Source organism: Actinomadura kijaniata NBRC 14229 (assembly GCF_001552175.1).
Taxonomy (GTDB): Bacteria; Actinomycetota; Actinomycetes; order Streptosporangiales; family Streptosporangiaceae; genus Spirillospora; species Spirillospora kijaniata.
The window spans coordinates 18,712-36,201 of record NZ_BCQR01000030.1; the positions used below are offsets into that span (position 1 = coordinate 18,712).

At 71.5% G+C, this 17,490-nt stretch carries 18 protein-coding genes, 1 tRNA gene and 1 pseudogene; 15 read left to right on the forward strand and 5 right to left on the reverse strand.

Features of this window, described 5'->3' with window-relative positions; all coding sequences use genetic code 11:
* Positions 1–114 precede the first annotated feature (114 nt).
* Together AKI01S_RS10965 and AKI01S_RS54210 are read left to right on the forward strand one after the other, a co-directional pair.
* Positions 115–642, forward strand: a complete 528-nt coding sequence (locus AKI01S_RS10965; RefSeq protein WP_067814629.1) for a hypothetical protein — start codon at positions 115–117, stop codon at positions 640–642.
* Positions 643–684: 42 nt separating this feature from the next.
* Positions 685–783 (forward strand): annotated as a pseudogene (locus AKI01S_RS54210) (DUF397 domain-containing protein); the annotation flags it as partial.
* A gap of 78 nt (positions 784–861) precedes the next feature.
* On the opposite strand, the gene AKI01S_RS10970 reads toward AKI01S_RS54210, so the two are convergent.
* Positions 862–1,749, reverse strand: a complete 888-nt coding sequence (locus AKI01S_RS10970; RefSeq protein ID WP_067814631.1) for a nucleoside hydrolase — start codon at positions 1,747–1,749, stop codon at positions 862–864.
* Positions 1,750–1,850: 101 nt separating this feature from the next.
* On the opposite strand from AKI01S_RS10970, the gene AKI01S_RS10975 reads away from it, so the two are divergent.
* From AKI01S_RS10975 to AKI01S_RS10990, 4 genes are all read left to right on the forward strand, one after another.
* Entirely contained in the window at positions 1,851–3,227 is a 1,377-nt protein-coding gene (locus tag AKI01S_RS10975; protein WP_157419769.1) for a hypothetical protein, read from the forward strand.
* 505 nt (positions 3,228–3,732) lie between these two features.
* Positions 3,733–5,877, forward strand: coding sequence for a (Fe-S)-binding protein (locus tag AKI01S_RS10980; protein ID WP_245681570.1), 2,145 nt, complete (start codon positions 3,733–3,735; stop codon positions 5,875–5,877).
* Between the two features lie 367 nt (positions 5,878–6,244).
* Positions 6,245–6,622: a PASTA domain-containing protein gene (locus AKI01S_RS51645; RefSeq protein WP_067814636.1), complete on the forward strand. Its 378-nt coding sequence runs from the start codon at positions 6,245–6,247 to the stop codon at positions 6,620–6,622.
* Between the two features lie 162 nt (positions 6,623–6,784).
* Entirely contained in the window at positions 6,785–7,528 is a 744-nt protein-coding gene (locus AKI01S_RS10990; protein ID WP_067814637.1) for a ZIP family metal transporter, read from the forward strand.
* A 50-nt stretch (positions 7,529–7,578) separates the two neighbouring features.
* On the opposite strand, the gene AKI01S_RS10995 is transcribed toward AKI01S_RS10990, so the two are convergent.
* The 3 genes from AKI01S_RS10995 to dcd all read right to left on the reverse strand — a co-directional run bounded on the left by AKI01S_RS10995 (position 7,579) and on the right by dcd (position 11,431).
* Positions 7,579–9,345 (reverse strand): ABC transporter permease/substrate binding protein, encoded by a 1,767-nt coding sequence (locus AKI01S_RS10995; protein WP_067814639.1) that lies wholly within the window; start codon positions 9,343–9,345, stop codon positions 7,579–7,581.
* Positions 9,338–10,594 (reverse strand): quaternary amine ABC transporter ATP-binding protein, encoded by a 1,257-nt coding sequence (locus tag AKI01S_RS11000; RefSeq protein WP_067814641.1) that lies wholly within the window; start codon positions 10,592–10,594, stop codon positions 9,338–9,340. The genes AKI01S_RS10995 and AKI01S_RS11000 overlap by 8 nt, the downstream gene beginning before the upstream one ends.
* A 261-nt stretch (positions 10,595–10,855) precedes the next feature.
* Positions 10,856–11,431 (reverse strand): dCTP deaminase, encoded by a 576-nt coding sequence (gene dcd / locus AKI01S_RS11005; protein WP_067814644.1) that lies wholly within the window; start codon positions 11,429–11,431, stop codon positions 10,856–10,858.
* Between the two features lie 112 nt (positions 11,432–11,543).
* Here dcd and AKI01S_RS11010 point away from each other — a divergent pair.
* A tRNA-Gly gene (locus AKI01S_RS11010) sits at positions 11,544–11,614 on the forward strand.
* Positions 11,615–11,689: 75 nt separating this feature from the next.
* On the forward strand, positions 11,690–11,920 hold the full coding sequence (locus tag AKI01S_RS11015) for a hypothetical protein (protein ID WP_083999344.1): 231 nt from the start codon (positions 11,690–11,692) through the stop codon (positions 11,918–11,920).
* Between the two features lie 10 nt (positions 11,921–11,930).
* Here AKI01S_RS11015 and AKI01S_RS11020 read toward each other — a convergent pair whose 3' ends face one another.
* On the reverse strand, positions 11,931–12,584 hold the full coding sequence (locus tag AKI01S_RS11020) for an O-methyltransferase (RefSeq protein WP_067814748.1): 654 nt from the start codon (positions 12,582–12,584) through the stop codon (positions 11,931–11,933).
* A gap of 141 nt (positions 12,585–12,725) precedes the next feature.
* Between AKI01S_RS11020 and AKI01S_RS50365 the strand changes: the two genes are divergently transcribed.
* From AKI01S_RS50365 to AKI01S_RS11055, 7 genes are all read left to right on the forward strand, one after another.
* Complete coding sequence (locus AKI01S_RS50365) at positions 12,726–13,328, forward strand: hypothetical protein (protein WP_067814647.1); 603 nt, start codon at positions 12,726–12,728, stop codon at positions 13,326–13,328.
* 11 nt (positions 13,329–13,339) lie between these two features.
* Positions 13,340–13,864, forward strand: coding sequence for a SigE family RNA polymerase sigma factor (locus tag AKI01S_RS11030; RefSeq protein ID WP_067814649.1), 525 nt, complete (start codon positions 13,340–13,342; stop codon positions 13,862–13,864).
* Positions 13,854–14,360: a hypothetical protein gene (locus tag AKI01S_RS54215; RefSeq protein ID WP_157419771.1), complete on the forward strand. Its 507-nt coding sequence runs from the start codon at positions 13,854–13,856 to the stop codon at positions 14,358–14,360. The genes AKI01S_RS11030 and AKI01S_RS54215 overlap by 11 nt, the downstream gene beginning before the upstream one ends.
* Before the next feature lie 49 nt (positions 14,361–14,409).
* Complete coding sequence (locus AKI01S_RS11040) at positions 14,410–14,742, forward strand: hypothetical protein (RefSeq protein ID WP_067814653.1); 333 nt, start codon at positions 14,410–14,412, stop codon at positions 14,740–14,742.
* 179 nt (positions 14,743–14,921) lie between these two features.
* Complete coding sequence (locus AKI01S_RS11045; RefSeq protein ID WP_067814655.1) at positions 14,922–15,689, forward strand: putative protein N(5)-glutamine methyltransferase; 768 nt, start codon at positions 14,922–14,924, stop codon at positions 15,687–15,689.
* 86 nt (positions 15,690–15,775) lie between these two features.
* Positions 15,776–17,065, forward strand: coding sequence for an acyltransferase family protein (locus AKI01S_RS11050; RefSeq protein WP_067814657.1), 1,290 nt, complete (start codon positions 15,776–15,778; stop codon positions 17,063–17,065).
* Positions 17,066–17,242: 177 nt separating this feature from the next.
* On the forward strand, positions 17,243–17,464 hold the full coding sequence (locus AKI01S_RS11055) for a hypothetical protein (RefSeq protein ID WP_245681571.1): 222 nt from the start codon (positions 17,243–17,245) through the stop codon (positions 17,462–17,464).
* The last annotated feature ends 26 nt before the right edge of the window (positions 17,465–17,490 follow it).

Sequence of the window (17,490 nt, forward strand, 5' to 3'; positions counted from 1 at the left end):
GGGTCCCGCTGTCGGTCCGGGCTCTGTCGGGCCGGTCGCCGGGTTGATCAGGATCGGTGCCAGCAGCAGCGGTCGCCACCGATCGCTGCGATCCGATCGATCCCTGGAGGAACCGTGCGCACCACGTCGACGTTCCGGGCCGGACTGCTGGGCCTGGCGGCCGCGTCCGCCCTCGCCCTGACCGGCGCCCCCGCACATGCCACCCCCACCGCGCCCGCCTTGCCCGTCACCGGGGCCGCGCCGCAGATCGCCGTCGTTCCGGTCGCCACGACCGAGGCGGCCTCCACCCGGCCTCCCGCCCAGGCCGCCGCCAAGAAGTGGCGCACCATCCAGCACAAGTCCAAATACCTGCGCGGCCCCGCCCGGTTCACGGACACCAAGGAGTGGAAGCGCAAGAAGGGCGTGCGCGTCGTGCAGGTCAACGCCCGCTGCTGGGGCAACGACGCCCGGCTGAGCATCACGCTGCGGTACAAGCGCGGCCTTCCCAACCCGGGTTGGCCGATCGCCAAGAGCGGCAAGTTCCCCTGCAACGGTCGTTACCACACCGTCCGCATCCACAACGCCGGGCACTCCAAGTACTACGGCCAGCTGACCCTCAGCCGCGACCACACCGTCGAGTGGTGGTTCCAGTACTACGGCTGAGCCCCTCGGGCGCCTTGTGAACCCGTTCGTGCCCGGCGCCGCCTGGACGGCGCCGGGCACTGTGCTGAGACGGCCGACCTGGGCGGCACCGTTGGCGTGCGGGACTCGAAGGCCCCGGACGCAGGCCACCTCGATATGGACCGTGCCTCGTGGTGGCAACGCTCAGCAGCGAGCGGGTTCCGGGCGGCGTCTGAATTCCGGGCCGCCCGGAGCAGCCGGTCAGCCGGGCGGGATCTTCTCGCCCACGAACACCCTGAACAGGCGGGCGTGGTCCAGGGCCGTGGTGATGAAGGTCGCGGTGCCGGTGGCCGGTCGGGCTCCCCAGCCTCCGGCGTCCCGGTACACCTCCACCTCGGCCCACGTGGCGATGGCGGGGTCGATGGCCGCGCACGCCGCCGTCGGGTCGTGCAGGAGTTTGCCGCGCGGACGGCGGCGCAGGTACACCTCCATCGCCTCGTGGATGAGCGAAAGCCCGGCCGTCCGGTCGCGGTACGGCGCGAGGCGGTCGTGGAGGTCGCGGTCGTAGGCGACGCCGTGGGTGACGTTCTTGGACACCAGTTCCCGGCGGCCGATCGGGGCCTCCGGGGCCAGCGCGTGGAGCGCGGCGGACGGGTTCCCGTTGAAGTTGAACGTCGGGCAACTGGCGCGCCCGGCGAACTTGGCCAGCCGGTGTTCGGGCGCGACCAGGCCGTCCCCGGCGAACCCGCCCTGCGCGACCCAGCGGGCCAGCCGCACACCCGGGACCTCAAGCAGGCGGCGCAGGTTGCCCAGGGGGCCGCCGGTCAACAGCACCGCGTCCGGGTGGGAGTCCAGCGCCCCGGCCAGGACCTCCTCGGGAGCGCCGTCCGGGGCGGCCGGACGCCAGCCGCCCAGCCACCGGCGGTGGAACCCCGACACGTACGGCTTGCCGGTGCCCGGATCGCGTGCGCCCACCGGCACGTGCGCGTGCCCGAGCCGGTCCAGCACGTGCCTGACCAGGCCGACCTGGTCGTCGGAACCGGGCGTCACGGTCACCGCGCGCAGGCGTACGCGCGGGTGCCCCGCCACCAGGCAGAGAGCCAGCACGTCGTCGGGATCCTGGGTCTCCAGGTCGAAGAAGAGGTCCAACGCGGTTCACTCCGTCCTGGCGGGGGACGCCGGTGAACCTAACGCCCGCCCCGGAACGCCGCGAGGCATTTTCCCCCGGACGTGCGGCCATCCTGGCGGGCGTGACCGCCCACGAACGCTTGGTCAGGGCGTTCACCGCACCGGACCCCACGGTAGATCGGCTGTCCGCCGAACAGTTCGACACCATCGCGACGGCACGATGTCAGACACCGGCCGAGGAGGTCTCCGGCGGATGGGAGATCGTCTCCGGATTCCGCGGTGGCGCCGAGCGGGTCGCCGTCTTCGTCCGGGTGCTCGGTCGTCAAGCCGTGGATCTTCGCAACGTCGGTGGGAGTCTCGACTCCAGCCCCACCAAGGCGCCCACGGCGTTCATCGGGTCGGCCGACCCGGCTCGATGCCGTTGCGCTGGTCACTTTTCATGGTCGGCCACCACCTTGGACGCCCATCCGCCAAGATCTCTTTGGGTGGTTGGCCGGAAAGGGGCTTCCGTGCGCGACGACGGCATCTGGCTTGGGGAGAACCGCGTGTGCGGAATCTCTGTGACCGGTTTCGGGGCGGCCATGGGCCTGGGACGGCTGCCACGGGGCCGGGTGTCCGGCGGTGACCTCGTCCGCGGCGCGCGGGCTCGCCTGCTGCGCGGTGGCATGGTGATCGCCGAGGACCTTCGTGTGGGGGCTCTGCTCAGAGAAAAGGTCGTGGGGAAGCGGCTGGAGGCACGGGAGAGCATCGGTGCGGGGCGGCGGTGCATGGTGGCGATCGGGCATGGCGACGTCCGGGAGGGCGACCACGTCGAGGTCTACACCCCTGCGAACGCCACCGGGCTCAACCCGGATCTGGTGCTTGGTTACCAGGTCCAGCCGGACCGGCGTGAGGAACTGGGGCACGCCGAGGTAGGTGAGCTGTCCAGTGACCCGCTGGCCGGAACGGTCGCGCGGGTCGCCCTGGCCACGGGAAGGCTGAGGCCGGGCGACCGTGTGCGGGTCCTGCGCGGTGGGCAGCCGGTGGCCGAGACGCTGCGACTGCTGTTCATGACCGACGAGGATCGACGCCCGATCGGTGAGGCGTCCGCAGGCGATCGCGTCCTGTTGGGTCTGGGGCATCCCGGGTTGCTCCCCGGAGACATGGTCGTGGCCTTTGACGTACCACCGCCGACGTGGACGGAAGCGCGTACGCACCGGCTGGAGGTGCAGGTGGCGCATTCGGCCGACGACCTGGCCATGGGCGAGGTGGTTCCTTCCAGGAAGTCGCCGGCGGGCGGGCGGATCCTGGCGGCCGGGCATCGTGCGCGCCTGCTGCGCGACGGCACCGTCATCGCCGACGGGTTGACCATCGCTCACCTTCGCCGGGCGGGGACGCTCGCCGCCGCGGCCTTCGAGTGGACTCAGCAGACCCGCGGGTGGACCGAGGTCTGGCTCGACTTCCCGGATCTGCGCAAGGGAGATCAGATCGAGCCCTACCAGGTGCTTCCGACGGGATGACCGCCGGACCCGCGCAGGTGGTCGGAGCCCGGCTCGTCCTCCTGCGTGGGAGGCGGAACATCCTTCTGACGAGTACATCGACCACATGGCGCTGATGACCCGCCTCAGCGATCTGGAGCCCGGTGGCGACGACCGGCGCTGATGCGGAGCTGTCGCGGGACGTGGGCGGCAGCTTGGTCGTCCGGGCTTCGCCACCCCCTGTCCGGGCCGGACCCCGGCGCTCTTCGGAACCGCTCCCGGACGGGCGTTCCCCCACCCCCGCCCGCCTCGGGCCAGAGAGGTGATGCATCAATGTGATAACGGTCCTCATCAGCGGGAACAACGGGTTTACCCCGTCGGGGGGCACGTATATATACAGCGCTACGAGTGATCGCGTTCCGTGTCCGGGCGGTATGCGGTATGACGCCTAAGCTACTGCCGAGTAGTATTCGGGACCCGGATGAAGTACAGACTGTCGCGCGCCCTACGCTGACAGCCGACGCCCGTACCTCAGGAGGACGGAACAGTGCTCTACTGGATCACGTTGCTGATCGGCATAGCCGGGTTGGCTGCCGCGTTGGCGCTCGCGGGCAAGCGGGTGCTCTTCCTCTGGAAGCTGTTCAAGAGCGGTCAACCGGATCCCGAACGCACCCTTCAGGTCAAGCGTGAGCCCAAGAAGGCGGTCGAGGGGCAGGCCGTCGAGGTCCTGGGCCAGAAGAAGCTGCTGAAGTGGACCGTCGCCGGGGCGGCGCACTTCGCGGTCATGTGGGCGTTCTTCCTGCTGGCCACCGTCTACCTGGAGGCGGGCGTCCAGCTGGTGTTCGGCCTGGACGCGCACATCCCGTTCATCCAGACCTGGGGTCCGATCGGGTTCGTCCAGGACACGATCGCCCTGGCCTGTCTCGCCGGTCTGATCACGTTCACGATCATCCGGATCAAGAACGCCCCCAAGAAGCTGGGCCGCAAGTCCCGCTTCAGCGGGTCGCACCTGGGCGGCGCCTGGGTCATCCTGTTCATGATCTTCAACGTGATCTGGACGATGTTCTTCTTCCGGGGCATCGAGGCGGCGCGCGAGGGCCTGTCCTACGGCAAGGCCGCCTACTTCTCCTGGCTGGTCGGCCAGCCGCTCAAGGGCGTCGGCGACAACGTGCTGGAGGTCCTGGAGGCCGCCGGCCTGCTGCTGCACATCGGCGTCGCGCTGGTCTTCCTGGTCATCGTCGTCAACTCCAAGCACCTGCACATCTTCCTGGCCCCGCTGAACGTCATGTTCAAGCGCCAGCCGGACGGCCTGGGCGCGGCCCAGCCGATGATGAGCAAGGGCAAGGTCCTCGACTTCGAGGAGGCCGACCCGGACGAGGACACCTTCGGCCGCGGCAAGATCGAGGACTTCACCTGGAAGGGCTACCTCGACATGGCGACCTGCACCGAGTGCGGTCGCTGCCAGTCGCAGTGCCCGGCCTGGAACACCGGCAAGCCGCTGTCGCCGAAGATGGTCGTCCTGGAGCTGCGCGACCACGCGTTCGCCAAGGCCCCCTACATGCTCGCCTCCGAGGAGGAGCGCGAGAAGTTCACCGACGAGCAGAAGACCGCCATGCAGGTGGACAAGGAGCTCGTCGCCGAGGACGGCGTCATCCACCCCGACGTCCTGTGGTCCTGCACCAACTGCGGCGCCTGCGTCGAGCAGTGCCCGGTCGACATCGAGCACATCGACCACATCCTCGACATGCGCCGCTTCCAGGTGATGATCGAGTCCTCGTTCCCCTCCGAGGCCGGCGTCATGCTGAAGAACCTGGAGAACAAGGGCAACCCGTGGGGCATGTCCGAGATGAAGCGCCTGGAGTGGATCGAGGAGCTCGACTTCGAGGTCGAGGTCATCGACGACAAGGCGCCCGAGGACATGGAGTACCTGTTCTGGGTCGGCTGCGCCGGGGCCCTGGAGGACCGCGCCAAGAAGACCACCAAGGCCGTCGCGGAGCTGCTGCACATCGCGGGCGTCAAGTTCGGCGTCCTCGGCCCGATGGAGGCCTGCACCGGTGACCCGGCGCGCCGCCTGGGCATGGAGTTCGTCTTCCAGATGCTCGGCCAGCAGAACGTCGAGACGCTGAACGAGGCGGGCGTCAAGAAGATCGTCGCGACCTGCCCGCACTGCTTCAACACCCTGGCCAACGAGTACCCGCAGATCGGCGGGAACTACGAGGTCGTCCACCACACCCAGCTGCTGGCGCACCTGGTCGAGGCGGGCAAGCTCACCCCGGTCACCCCGATCGAGGAGAACATCACCTACCACGACCCCTGCTTCCTGGGCCGCCACAACAAGGTCTACAAGCAGCCGCGCGACATCATGTCGCACGTCCCGGGCGTCAAGACGCAGGAGATGCACCGCCACAAGGAGCGGGGCTTCTGCTGCGGCGCGGGCGGCGCGCGGATGTGGATGGAGGAGCGCATCGGCAAGCGCATCAACACCGAGCGCGTGGACGAGGCGATGGAGACCAACCCCGACACCATCTCCACCGCCTGCCCGTTCTGCCTCGTGATGCTGGGCGACGCCATCAACGAGAAGAAGAACGAGGGCCAGGCCAAGGAGAGCCTGGAGGTCGTCGACGTCTCGCAGCTGCTGATCCGCTCCATCAAGGGCGAGGACGCGCCCAAGGAGACCGTCTCCGCCGAGTGACGCCTCCGGCGAACCGGATCGGGCACCAGCGGCCCCGTGATCACCGACGTGATCACGGGGCCGCTCCCGTCGTTCCCGCTCGCGAGGGAGTCGCGGGCGCCGTTGCGCTCGACTCAGGGCCGCCCGGCCGCTCGCTGCTCCCCAACGCGTGGCGCTCAGCGTTCCAGGCGGACGGAACTTCCTCGATCACGACGGTCAGGACGCGTTCGGGGTGCGGCGAGCCGGCGTGCGGCCGTTGAGGTCGGTCGCGGTCCGCACGCTGGCGGGCCGCGTTAGCGGAACGCCCGGGCCGTCCGGGACGATGGTCCGAACCGGGAGAGGATCTCGCGTCCTCCCCGGTCCGACCCCCTTAACTCCGGAGTTTCCTGTGCTGTCGTTCGTGATCGGCGGTCGTGCGAGGACCGCCCTGCTCTGCCTGCCCGTCGCCCTGGCCCTGACCGCCTGCGGGTCGGGCGGCGGGAAGTCCGCGTCCTCCTCGCCGCCCGCCACCGCGTCGGCCGATTCGGCCGTCGCGCGGTCGGCGGTGCCCGACGTGAAGGGCAGGACCTTCAAGGACGCGATCGTCGTGCTCAACGAGGCCGGGATCGCCAGCGTGCGCGCGGCGAGCTTCGACAAGAACGCGAAGCTGCCCACCGACCCGGACGGGTGGAAGGTGTGCGGCCAGGATCCCGCCGCCGGGAGCCGGATCACCGCCGGGACGGCGGCCGAGCTGCTGCTGGCCGCCCCCTCCGCCGCCTGTGCGTGACGGGTGTCGCGCCGGGTGACGGGAGCCGCCCAGGTGTGCGGAGGGCTTTCGGTGGGCACGAAAGGTGCATTGCGTCCCGTACCGGCTTGTCCGCGCCTCAAGCCGGTGCGGGGCGCGGCGCGTCTGGGCGAGGAACGGCCGGGCGGCTTGTAGAACCGGACCATGGCTGTGGTCCTGTCGGTGGTGGCGTTCCTGATGACCCTGCTCGGCGGGGTGGTCGCGCTGCGGGTGCGGGACCGCCGCCATCTGGTGCTGGGGCTGGCCGGCGGGCTGATCCTCGGGGTGGTGGCGTTCGATCTGGTCCCGGGGTCGCTGGAGCTGTCGGACGCGGCGCCGCTGGGCGTGCCCGCGCCGATGATCGGCTTCGCGGCGGGGTTCCTGCTGCTGCACGTGGTCGAGCAGGCCGCCGCCATCCACCGCGCCCACGAGGGCGAGTACGCGCCGCACGAGCACGCCCACGGCGGCGCGTCCGGGCGGGCCGGGGTGCTGGCCGCCGGGGCGCTGGTCGGGCACAGCTTCGTGGACGGGCTCAGCATCGGCCTCGGTTTCCAGGCCGGGACGGACGTGGGCGTGCTGGTCGCGCTCGCCGTGGTGGTGCACGACTTCGCTGACGGGTTCAACACGGTCACCGCCGCGTCGCTGGGCAGGCCGGGACGCCGGGTGCCGCTGGCGCTGCTGCTCGCCGACGCGCTCGCGCCGGTCGCCGGGGCGCTGGTCACGCTCCTGGTGACGGTGCCCAAGGCCGTTCTGGGGCCGTACCTGGGGTTCTTCGCGGGGATCCTGCTCTACCTGGCGGCGGCGGAGATCCTGCCGGAGGCGCACGCCCGGCATCCGCGCGTGCTGACGCTGTGCTGCACGGGCGCGGGGATGCTCGCGGTGTTCTTCGTGGTGGGGCTGGCCGGATAGGCGGACGGGCCGCCCGGTCGCGCACCGGACGGCCCGTTCGGCGGGAGCGGTCACTTCATGATCGAGGGCATGAAGCCGGGATTGGCCTTGCGCCACTCCTCGACGCCCCTGGCCTCCTGGCCCTTGTACTTGTTGATGACCAGGTCCTCCAGCGGGAACAGCTGGTCGTCCTTCATCCGGAACCTCTTCAGCCAGCCGGTCAGCTCGGGGAAGTCCTTGCCGAAACCCTTGCGGGCCAGCATGTGCACCCTCTCGGCCGATCCGAAGGTGCCCTTCGGGTCGGCCAGCGGCTTGATCGGGAACTTGGCGTAGGCCCAGTGCGGCTTCCACAGCGCCACCACGATCGGCTTGCCGTTCTTCACCGAGCGGCTCAGCTCGGCCAGCATCGCCGGGGTGGAGCCCTGGACCAGCTCGAACCCGCCGTTCAGGCCGTAGCCGGGCATCACCTTGTTCTTGATGATCTTCATCTCGCCGGCGCTGGGCTCGATGCCGATGATCTTCCCGCCGTAGCGGGCGGGGTCCTTCGTGAGGTCGGCGACGCTGTTGGCGGGGTCGTTCTTCAGCACCGCGAGCTGCATGCTGGCGTTGTCGTACCAGGGGCCGAGATCCTCGATCTGGCCCTTGTACCTGCCGTAGTAGTCGGCGTGCGTGGCGGGCAGCCAGGCCCCCAGGAACAGGTCCACGTCCTTGGAGGCCAGCCCCGAGTACAGCGGACCGGCGTCGACCTGCTGGAGCTCGACCTGGTAGCCCTTCTTCTCCAGCTCGACCTTCCACAGGTGGGTGACCGCCACGTCCTCGTCCCACGGGATGTACCCGATGGTGAGCTTGCGGGCGGCGGGCGAGTCGCCGCCGGCGCCGGTGAGGCCCATCCCGGCCGACACGACCACCAGGGCCAGCACCCCGGCCAGCGCGAACGCCGGGCGCGGCCGGTAGGCGAGCGCCCCGCGCCAACCGCCGGACGTCGCCGCGGCGGTGGCCCGCCGGCGCCCGATCGGGCTGAGCCGGGTGCCGAGCGCGCCGGTCATCCGGTCCAGGGTGATCGCCAGGATGACGACCGACAGGCCCGCCTCGAAGCCGCGGCCGACGTCCAGCTGCGTGATCGCGCCGAACACCTCGGCGCCCAGGCCGCCCGCGCCGACCATGCCCGCGATCACGACCATGGACAGCGACAGCATGATCACCTGGTTGACGCCGGTCATGATGGTGCCGAGCGCCAGCGGCAGCTGCACGCGCAGCAGGGTCTGCCGGGGCGGCGTGCCGAACGCCTCGGCCGCCTCGACCATCTCCCGGTCGACCTGGCTGATGCCGAGCCGGGTCAGCCGCACGCCCGGCGGCAGCGCGAAGATCATCGTGGCGATGACGCCCGGCACCTGCCCGACCCCGAAGAAGAAGATCGCCGGGATGAGGTAGACGAACGCCGGCATCGTCTGCATGAAGTCCAGCACCGGCTGCACGACCGCCGCCACCCGGGGCCGCCGCGCCGCCGCGATGCCCAGCGGGACGCCGATCGCCAGCGCCGCGACGCTCGCGACCAGCACCAGCGCGAGGGTCTTCATGGCCGACTCCCACTCACCGAGGTTGTCGATGAGCAGCATCCCGACCAGGCCGACCAGCGCGAACACCGGTCCGCGCAGCCACCAGCCCAGCACCGCGACGATCAGCGCCATGGCCAGCGCGGACGGCGTGGTCAGCGCGGCCTCCAGCCCGCCGACCAGCCCGCCGACCACGCTCTTCACCGCGTCGAAGACGGGACCGCCGTTGTCGGTGAGGAAACCGACGGCGCCCTCCACCCAGTCGCCCAGGGGAAGCTTAGACATCGGCGGTCACCCCCTTGCGGACGTCGGCCAGCTCCTCGTCGCCGATCACCGGCAGGTCCCCCGTGTTGGCGGCCAGGTTCCCCAGCGCGGCCAGCAGCGTGACCCGCGGGATCACGCCGAGCAGCCGTCCGGCCCCGTCGACCACCGGCACCGGCAGCGCGCTCTCGGCGCACCGCGCGAACAGCTCGGCGACCGGCGTGTCGGGGGTGACGGTCTCCAGCTCGGCCTCCAGCAGGCCGTCCAGCGAGTCGGCCCCGTCCCGGACCGCCTGGGCGGCGGGCTCGGCGTACACCGCGCCGATCAGCTTGCGGTCGCGTCCCACGACGAACGCGCCCGCCGTCTGCGTCTCGCGCATCGCCCGCACGGCCGCGCGTGGACCGTTCCCAGGGTCCACGATCGCCAGCGGCTTCTCCATGACCGACGCCGCGGTCAGCACCCGCGTGCGGTCCACGTCGGCGACGAACTGCGCGACGTAGTCGTTGGCCGGATCCGTGAGGATCTCCTCGGCGGTGCCGACCTGCATGACCCGCCCGCCCCGCAGCATGGCGATCCGGTCGCCGAGCCGCATGGCCTCGTTCAGGTCGTGCGTGATGAAGACGATCGTCTTGCCCAGGTCGGTCTGGAGCTCCAGCAGCAGTTCCTGCATCTCCCGCCGGATGAGCGGGTCCAGCGCGCTGAACGCCTCGTCCATCAGCAGGATCTCGGTCTCGGCGGTCAGCGCCCGCGCGATGCCGACGCGCTGCTGCATACCCCCCGACAGCTCGCCGGGAAGCCTGTCCTCCCACCCCGACAGCCCGACCTTGTCCAGGAACGCCCGGGCCTTCCCGTGCCGCTCGGCCTTCCCGACGCCCTGCACCTCCAGCCCGTAGGCGGCGTTCTCCAGCACCGTCCGGTGCGGGAACAGCGCGAAGTGCTGGAACACCATGCTGATCTTCTTCTGCCGCAGTTCCCGCAGCGCCTTGGGCGAGAGCCGGGTGAGGTCGGTCCCGTCGATCAGGATCCGGCCGGCGGTGGGCTCCAGGAGCCCGTTGAGCATCCGGATCAACGTGGACTTCCCGGACCCCGACAGGCCCATCACCACGAAGATCTCACCCTGCCGGACCTCGAAGGACACGTCCACCACGGCGGGCGTCACGCCCAGGCCGCGCCGGACCTCCTCCAGGTCGGCGCCGCCCGCCAGCCTGCGGGCGGCCTCACCGGCCTTCCGGCCGAACACCTTCGTCACGTTCTCTACGCGGAGTGCGGACACGATCTCCTCTCCGGGCTCCGCGGACGTCGGGGGGAACGCCCGTCGCCCACGACCAGGGGGTGGCACCCGGCTGGATGCCACCCCCTGATCACAGGCGTGCGGAGCCACTCACCAATGGGGGCCACCGGACGGGCGGCGGCGACGGATAAGGGAGCCAGCCGGCCGCTCTGCCCAGCTATCGCTGGTTGATACCCACTTGGTAGAACTTTTCACCTTTCAGTGATGGAGATCACGATCGTTGGGGCTTCCTTTGGGGAACGATCACACTTTGGTGCGGTGGAAGTTCTGGTACGACCGCGACGGCGTCGGCCCCCGCTGGTCCTGGTACCGCGACCCGTACTCGGGCGACCCGTAGGGCCGTTCCGCCGGGGAGCTGGTCCGGAACAGGCACATCTGCCCGATCTTCATCCCCGGCCACAGCTTGATCGGCAGCGTGGCGACGTTCGACAGCTCCAGCGTCACGTGCCCGCTGAACCCGGGGTCGATCCACCCGGCCGTCGAGTGCGTGAGCAGCCCGAGCCGCCCCAGCGAGCTCTTCCCCTCCAGCCGCGCCGCGAGATCGTCGGGAAGCTGGAACACCTCGTAGGTGGAGGCGAGCACGAACTCCCCGGGGTGGAGCACGAACGCCTCGTCCCCCTCCGGCTCGACCAGCCTGGTCAGGTCCGGCTGCTCGACGGCGGGGTCGATGTGCGGGTACCTGTGGTTCTCGAACACCCGGAAGTAGCGGTCCAGTCGCACGTCCACACTGGACGGCTGGATCATCTCGGGCTCGAACGGGTCGATCTTCACCCGTCCGGCCTGGATTTCGGCCCTGATGTCGCGATCGGAGAGCAGCACGTCAGAAAAGCTACCGGCTCCGGCCCGTCCCCCGCGCACCAACGCGACCGGCTCGCCAACCGATGATTTTCCGGTACGATGTCCGAGCAGCGGTCCTCAGGGACCGGAGCACGCGGATGTAGTTCAATGGTAGAACTTCAGCTTCCCAAGCTGATAACGCGGGTTCGATTCCCGTCATCCGCTCAGCCAGACGAGGCCCAGGTCCGGGGATGACCCCCGAGCTTGGGCCTCAGTCGTGTTCAGCACTTGAAGGTGCCTGTGACCATCCCCGATGACCTCAAGCGTTCGTTGAGGCGGTTGCGCGAGGTGCGGGTCCGGCGGCCGGTCGATGAGGAGTCGCCGGCGTTCGCCGACTGGCGGGATGAGATGGCGGATGCCCTCGACGAGCTGTCCCGGAGGCTGCTGTTCGGGGAGGACCGGGCGCGTGCCGCCGCCGAGGCGGCGGCCGCGCGGGTCAAGGCCGAGGGGATCCGCGCCAGGCTCGGCTGAGCGGGCTCGGTCAGCGCTTTGTCGCCAGGGTCAGGCCGTCGCCGATGGGCAGCAGGACCAGCTCGACCCGGTCGTCCTGCGCGGCGTGCTCGTTGAACGCCCGGATCGCGCGCACGTCCTCGCTCTGTTCGGCCTCGTCGAGGACGCGGCCGCCGCGCAGGGTGTTGTCGACCAGCAGGACGCCGCCGGGCCGGACGCGGGGGACCAGCTCCTCCCAGTAGTCGAGGTAGGAGACCTTGTCGGCGTCGATGAAGGCGAGGTCGACCGGCTCGTCCAGCGTCCGCAGCGTCTCCAGGGCGGGGGCGATCCGCAGCTCGATCCGGTCGGCGACCCCGGCCTTCTCCCAGTAGCGCCGCGCGACCGACGTCCACTCCTCGCTCACGTCGCAGCACAGCAGCCGCCCGCCCGGAGCGAGGCCGCGCGCGACGCAGATCGAGGAGTAACCGGTGAACGTCCCCACCTCCACGGCCCGCCGCGCCCCGGTGATCCGGGTCAGCAGGGTCATGAACGTGCCCTGCTCGGGGCCGATCTGCATGCTCGCGCTCGGCGCGAACCGCTCGGCGGTCTCCTCGGCCAGCTCCTCCAGCAGCGCGTCGGGTCCGCTGCTGTGCGCGATGAGGTAGTCGTGGAGCTCGGCGGAGAGCTGGATGCTGCGCTTGGTCATGATCACACCGTTCCCCACCGCCGCCCCGGCTTCAACCGGTGGAGGGTGCCGGCGGAGAAAAATTCGGCGGGGGTGACAACCGGCGGGGGCCGCGCGGGGGTTGTCGGGGGTGAAGATGGTTCTTGATCCTCGAGGAGTCCGATGAAGCACAAGGGTCGTCCCCGACGTTCCCTGACCCTGTCGGTGGCCGCTCTCGGCGGTGCCGGCGTGCTGGCCGGCGGCCTGTGGCTGTCGGCGGGCGCGGACGAGGCCCCGCGGGCGTCGAACGTCGCGGCGAAGGGCTCGCTGCCCACCTCCCGGCCGCAGCCGAGCGCGCCGCCCACCACCCGGCCGGGCACGCCGCCCGCCCGGCCCGGCGTCCCCTGCCCGTCCCCGACGGCGAATCCGCCCCGGCCCGGCAAGCCGAACCCGACGGCCAGCCCGACACGGCCCGGCAAGCCGCGTCCGACGGTCACCCCGACGAGGCCCGGGAAGCCGCGCCCGTCGCAGCCGCCCACGGTGACACCGACGCCGATTCCGCCGCCCACGGCGACCCCGGTGCCGCCGCGGCCCACCGCGTCCCCGACCAAGCCGCCGACCGTTCGTCCGACCCCGCCCCCGGCCCGGCCGGGCACGGCGAAGCCGACCCCGCGGCCCGTGCCTCCGCCCGCCGACTGCGTGACGCCGCCCGGTAAGCCCCGGCCGAGCGTGCCGCCGACCCCGGCCGAGCCGCCGGTGCGGACCCCGGCGGCGGTCCGGGAGTAGGGCTGTCCGTGTTGAGCGTTCGGGAGGCCCGCGGGGCGGAGGCGACCTTCGACGAGTTCGTCAACGCCACCGCGGGCAGCCTGCTGCGCACCGCCGTGTTCCTGGTGTACGACCGGCACCTGGCCGAGGACCTGCTCCAGATCGCCTACGAGCGCGTCGCCCGCCGCTGGAAGCGCGTCGCGGCGGGCGGCAACCCGGAGGCCTACGCCCGTAAGGTGCTGGTCAACCTCGCCATCGACGAGCGGAAGCGCCGGTCCCGATGGCGGGACACACCGGTCGGGTCGGTCGCCGACCTCGAACGCGTCGCCCGGACGCCGCACGTCGCCGGGCCCGGCGACGGGGAGCTGGAGGAGGCCCTGCGCGCGCTGTCGGCCAAGCAGCGGGCCGTCCTCGTGCTGCGGTACTGGTGCGACCTGAACGAAGAGGAGATCGCCGAGACGCTGGGGATCTCCCGGGGGACGGTGAAGAGCCACACGGCGCGGGCGATGACCGCGCTGCGGAAGCGGATGAAGGAGGGCGGGGCCCATGGACCCTGAGCTCGAATCCCGGCTGCGCGAGCACTACCGCCGCGCCGCCGACGGGATCCGGCCCGACCCCGACCTCATGCGTCGGCTGCACGACACGGACCGCGCGACCGTCCCCTGGTGGCGCCGCTGGGCGGCGCCCGTCCTGGCGGCCGCCGTCACGGCCGGGGTGATCGTGGCGATCGCCGTCCTGCTGTGGCCGCGATCCGGCCCGCCCGGACCCCTGGGTCCCCCCGCGCCCCCGGTGGAGACGGGAAGCCCGACGCCCACCCCGACGCTCACCCCGCCGCCCAGCCCCACGGACAACGTCCCGAGCCCCCCGGCAACCGTTTCGCCGACGCCTCCGCCGACCCCGAGGTCGGTGCTCCCGTCGCGTTCGCCGGCCGCCCCGCCCCGGACGTCCAGCATCCCGACGGGCCCCCCGGAGCTGGGGCCTCCCTCGCCCGGAGTGCCCACCCGTCCGAGCCCCTCGGAGACCCCGCCACCCGGCCCTGCCCGGAACCGGTGATCGGCGGGGCGCGTCCAACGGCCGTCCGTCTCCGGGAAGGGGCCTGCTGGTGCGGGAACAGTGGCGTGGCGCGGCGGAGATCCCCGAACTGCCTGTGTCGCGGTTCGCCCGTCTGATCGTGGATGAGGAAGGGGTGCGCTTCTCCATCTCCGAAGAGGAGTATCCGGTTCCGCGTGAGGACGTGGCCAAGGTCTACGTCTGCAAGGGGAGCTTCCTCACCTACGGACTGTGCTTCCAGATGAAGGACGCCCGCGACTACTTCTTCCAGTTCCGGGGAGGCCGGAAGAAGGCCGAGAGGGCGCTGTGGCTCGTGCGGGCCGCGCGGTACCCGATCTCGCGGAACATCTACCAGCCGTACTACGGGCGGACCGCCCGCGACTGACGGCGGCTGCCGGTCGCCGACCGGGCTCCGAATCCCGGATGAGGGAGACGGGATCCCTTTCGTCCTCGACGGCGGAGCGCTGGACGCCGGGGAACCCGCCCGCGCGTTGACCTGACCGCGATTGGACCCGCGCGGCGGGAAGGGCGGATGATGAGGGATTCGTCTTTCCTGGGGGTTCTGTGTCGTCTTCTCTTGACGGGGTCGTCGCGCGGTTGCGGGCGGCCGGGTGCGTGTTCGCCGAGGACGAGGCCGGGTTGCTCGCCTCGGCGGCGGAGTCGGCGGACGCGCTCGACGCCATGGTGGAGCGCCGGGTCGCCGGCGAGCCCCTGGAGTACGTGGTCGGGTGGGCCGAGTTCTGCGGGCTGCGCGTCGCGGTCGAGCCGGGGGTGTTCGTGCCCCGGCGGCGGACCGAGTTCATGGTCGGGGAGGCCGTGCGGAACGCGCCCCCGAAGCCCGTCGTCGTCGACCTGTGCTGCGGTTCGGGGGCGCTCGGGGCCGTGCTGGGGACCGTCCTGGAGGGGGCCGAGGTGTACGCCGCCGACGTCGATCCGGCGGCGGTGCGGTGCGCCCGGAGGAACCTCCCCGCCGAGCGCGTCTTCGAGGGCGACCTGTTCGCGCCCCTGCCCGGTGAGTTGCGCGGACGCGTCGACATCCTCGCCGCTAACGTTCCCTACGTGCCGACCGGCGAGGTCGGGCTGCTTCCCGCCGAGGCCCGCGACCATGAGGCGCGGGTCGCGCTGGACGGGGGCGAGGACGGGCTCGCGGTGCTGCGCCGCGTCGCCGCCGAGGCGGGCGGCTGGCTCGCCCCGGGCGGGCGCCTGCTGGTCGAGACCGGCGAGCGCCAGGCGGAGGCGGCCGTGGCGGCGTTCGAACGCGGCGGCCTGGCGGCCCGCGTCGCCGCCTCGGAGGAGTGGCACGCGACCGTCGTCGTCGGCACCCGGCGCTGAGAGTGCGCTGGATCACCTTTTCTCTCGATACAAAACCCGGCAAACGGCGTTAAAAGTGCCCACCGGGGCCTCTAAGGTGGCTCGGAATGACTGCCACTCCGTTCGCACCCACCACCGAGGCTCCCGCGGCGGCACGGGCACGGCGGCTCGACTGGCTCGACGGGCTCCGCGGTGTCGCGGCGCTCGTCGTGGTCTTCGAGCACTCGCTGAACATGCTGTTCGGCGAGATCCGGCACTCGGTCAGCCCGTGGTTCGACTTCGGGCGCTATGGCGTGTTCGTGTTCTTCCTGGTCAGCGGCTACATCATCCCGGCGTCGCTGGAGCGGCGGCGTAACGTCGCCGAGTTCTGGACCGGGCGGCTGTTCCGGCTGTACCCGCTGGCGGCCGTCGCCGCCACCGCCGGGGTCGTGCTCGGCTACACCGGGATCATGCGCGCCCGCCCGCCGGGGTCCCTGGACGACCAGCCGCTGGCGTCGGTGGCGGCGCACCTGACGATGCTCCAGGAACTCCTCGGCACCGGCAACGCCGTCTACGTCCTGTGGACCCTCTCCTACGAGATGGTCTTCTACCTGCTGGTCACCGCCCTGTTCGTCGCCGGGGCCAGGCGCGCCGCCGCGCCCGTCGCGGTGGCGTTCGGCGTGGCCTGCGCGACGGTCGGGACCATGCTGCCGACGGGGCTGCTGTCGTCGTGGTCGTCCGGCGGGACGGTGCTCGGCGCGACCCTGCTGATGGCGTTCGGGCTGCTGGCGGCGGCGCGCGGCGGGCAGGCGGCGCGGTGGTTCGGCGGCGCGGTGCTGGCGGTCCTGGCGCTGGGCCTGGTGGCGGTGAACAGCAAGGTCGGCGGCATGGAGGGCCTGGCGATCCTCGCGACCATGTTCGCCGGGACGGTGCTCTACGAGCTGGAGAAGCGGAAGATCCACCGCGGGTGGGGCGTCGCGGTGGCCGTCGCCGTGCCGCTGCTGACCGCGGCGGGCGGGATCCGGGCCGCGCTGGACGGCGGGGAGCGCAACTCCGACGAGTGGGGCTGGACGACCGCCGTCGTCGCCGCGTGGCTCACGTTCCTGCTGGGCATGGCCCTGCGGAACCGCCGCGTCCCCCGCCCGCTGCCCTGGCTCGGGCAGATCAGCTACTCGCTCTACCTGCTGCACCCGCTGATCCTCCAGTCGATCTGGAAGGCCGCCGGGGACGGCGTCGACGACCTGCCGGTGTTCCAGCGGCTCGGCTGGGCGGCCGGGCTGGTCGCGTGCGTCCTGGCCGTCGCCGCGCTCGGCTACCGCTTCGTCGAACGGCCGATGCAGGACGTCGGCCGCGACGTCGTCCGCCGCATGCGGCCCGCGCGCCCCGTGGCGCCGGCGCCCGAGGCCCAGCCCGCCTGACCCGCGGGCCGCCGCGCCCCGGGAGAAATGCGCCACCATTCCCCTCCCAACCCCCAGATATCGGAATTCCCGGCAAAGATAACGACCGGAAATCCGTCGGGGGAAAGTGCCGCGCGAGCGCGTTCGAGCCCGATAAAATGCGGCACTGGCCATTGTCGTCTGGGGGCGTTCATGGGAATGGAAGAAGTCGTTCGGCAGTTGCGCCTGGCGATCCACGAGGCGCGGGTCGCCTTCGACTGCATCGGGATCGGCGAGATCGAACGCGCCCAGACCAGCCTGATCACCGCCCGCACCGCGATGGACGCCGCCGACACCGTGCTGCGCCACAGCCTGGCCGGCCACCCGGCGGAGGAGGTCGCCGCCGAGGGCATCGCGGTACTGGCGGCCATCGCCGACTGACCCGCCCGACTACCCGGCCGACCCGG

Bases quoted from the DNA above. Each gene is read 5' to 3' on its own strand.
- AKI01S_RS50365 (WP_067814647.1), top strand. From the start codon at position 12,726: ATGAAGCACAAGGGTCGTCCCCGACGTTCCCTGACCCTGTCGGTGGCC.
- AKI01S_RS54215 (WP_157419771.1), top strand. From the start codon at position 13,854: ATGGACCCTGAGCTCGAATCCCGGCTGCGCGAGCACTACCGCCGCGCC.
- AKI01S_RS11050 (WP_067814657.1), top strand. From the start codon at position 15,776: ATGACTGCCACTCCGTTCGCACCCACCACCGAGGCTCCCGCGGCGGCA.
- AKI01S_RS10990 (WP_067814637.1), top strand. From the start codon at position 6,785: ATGGCTGTGGTCCTGTCGGTGGTGGCGTTCCTGATGACCCTGCTCGGC.
- AKI01S_RS10995 (WP_067814639.1), bottom strand. From the start codon at position 9,345: ATGTCTAAGCTTCCCCTGGGCGACTGGGTGGAGGGCGCCGTCGGTTTC.
- AKI01S_RS11020 (WP_067814748.1), bottom strand. From the start codon at position 12,584: ATGACCAAGCGCAGCATCCAGCTCTCCGCCGAGCTCCACGACTACCTC.
- AKI01S_RS11055 (WP_245681571.1), top strand. From the start codon at position 17,243: ATGGAAGAAGTCGTTCGGCAGTTGCGCCTGGCGATCCACGAGGCGCGG.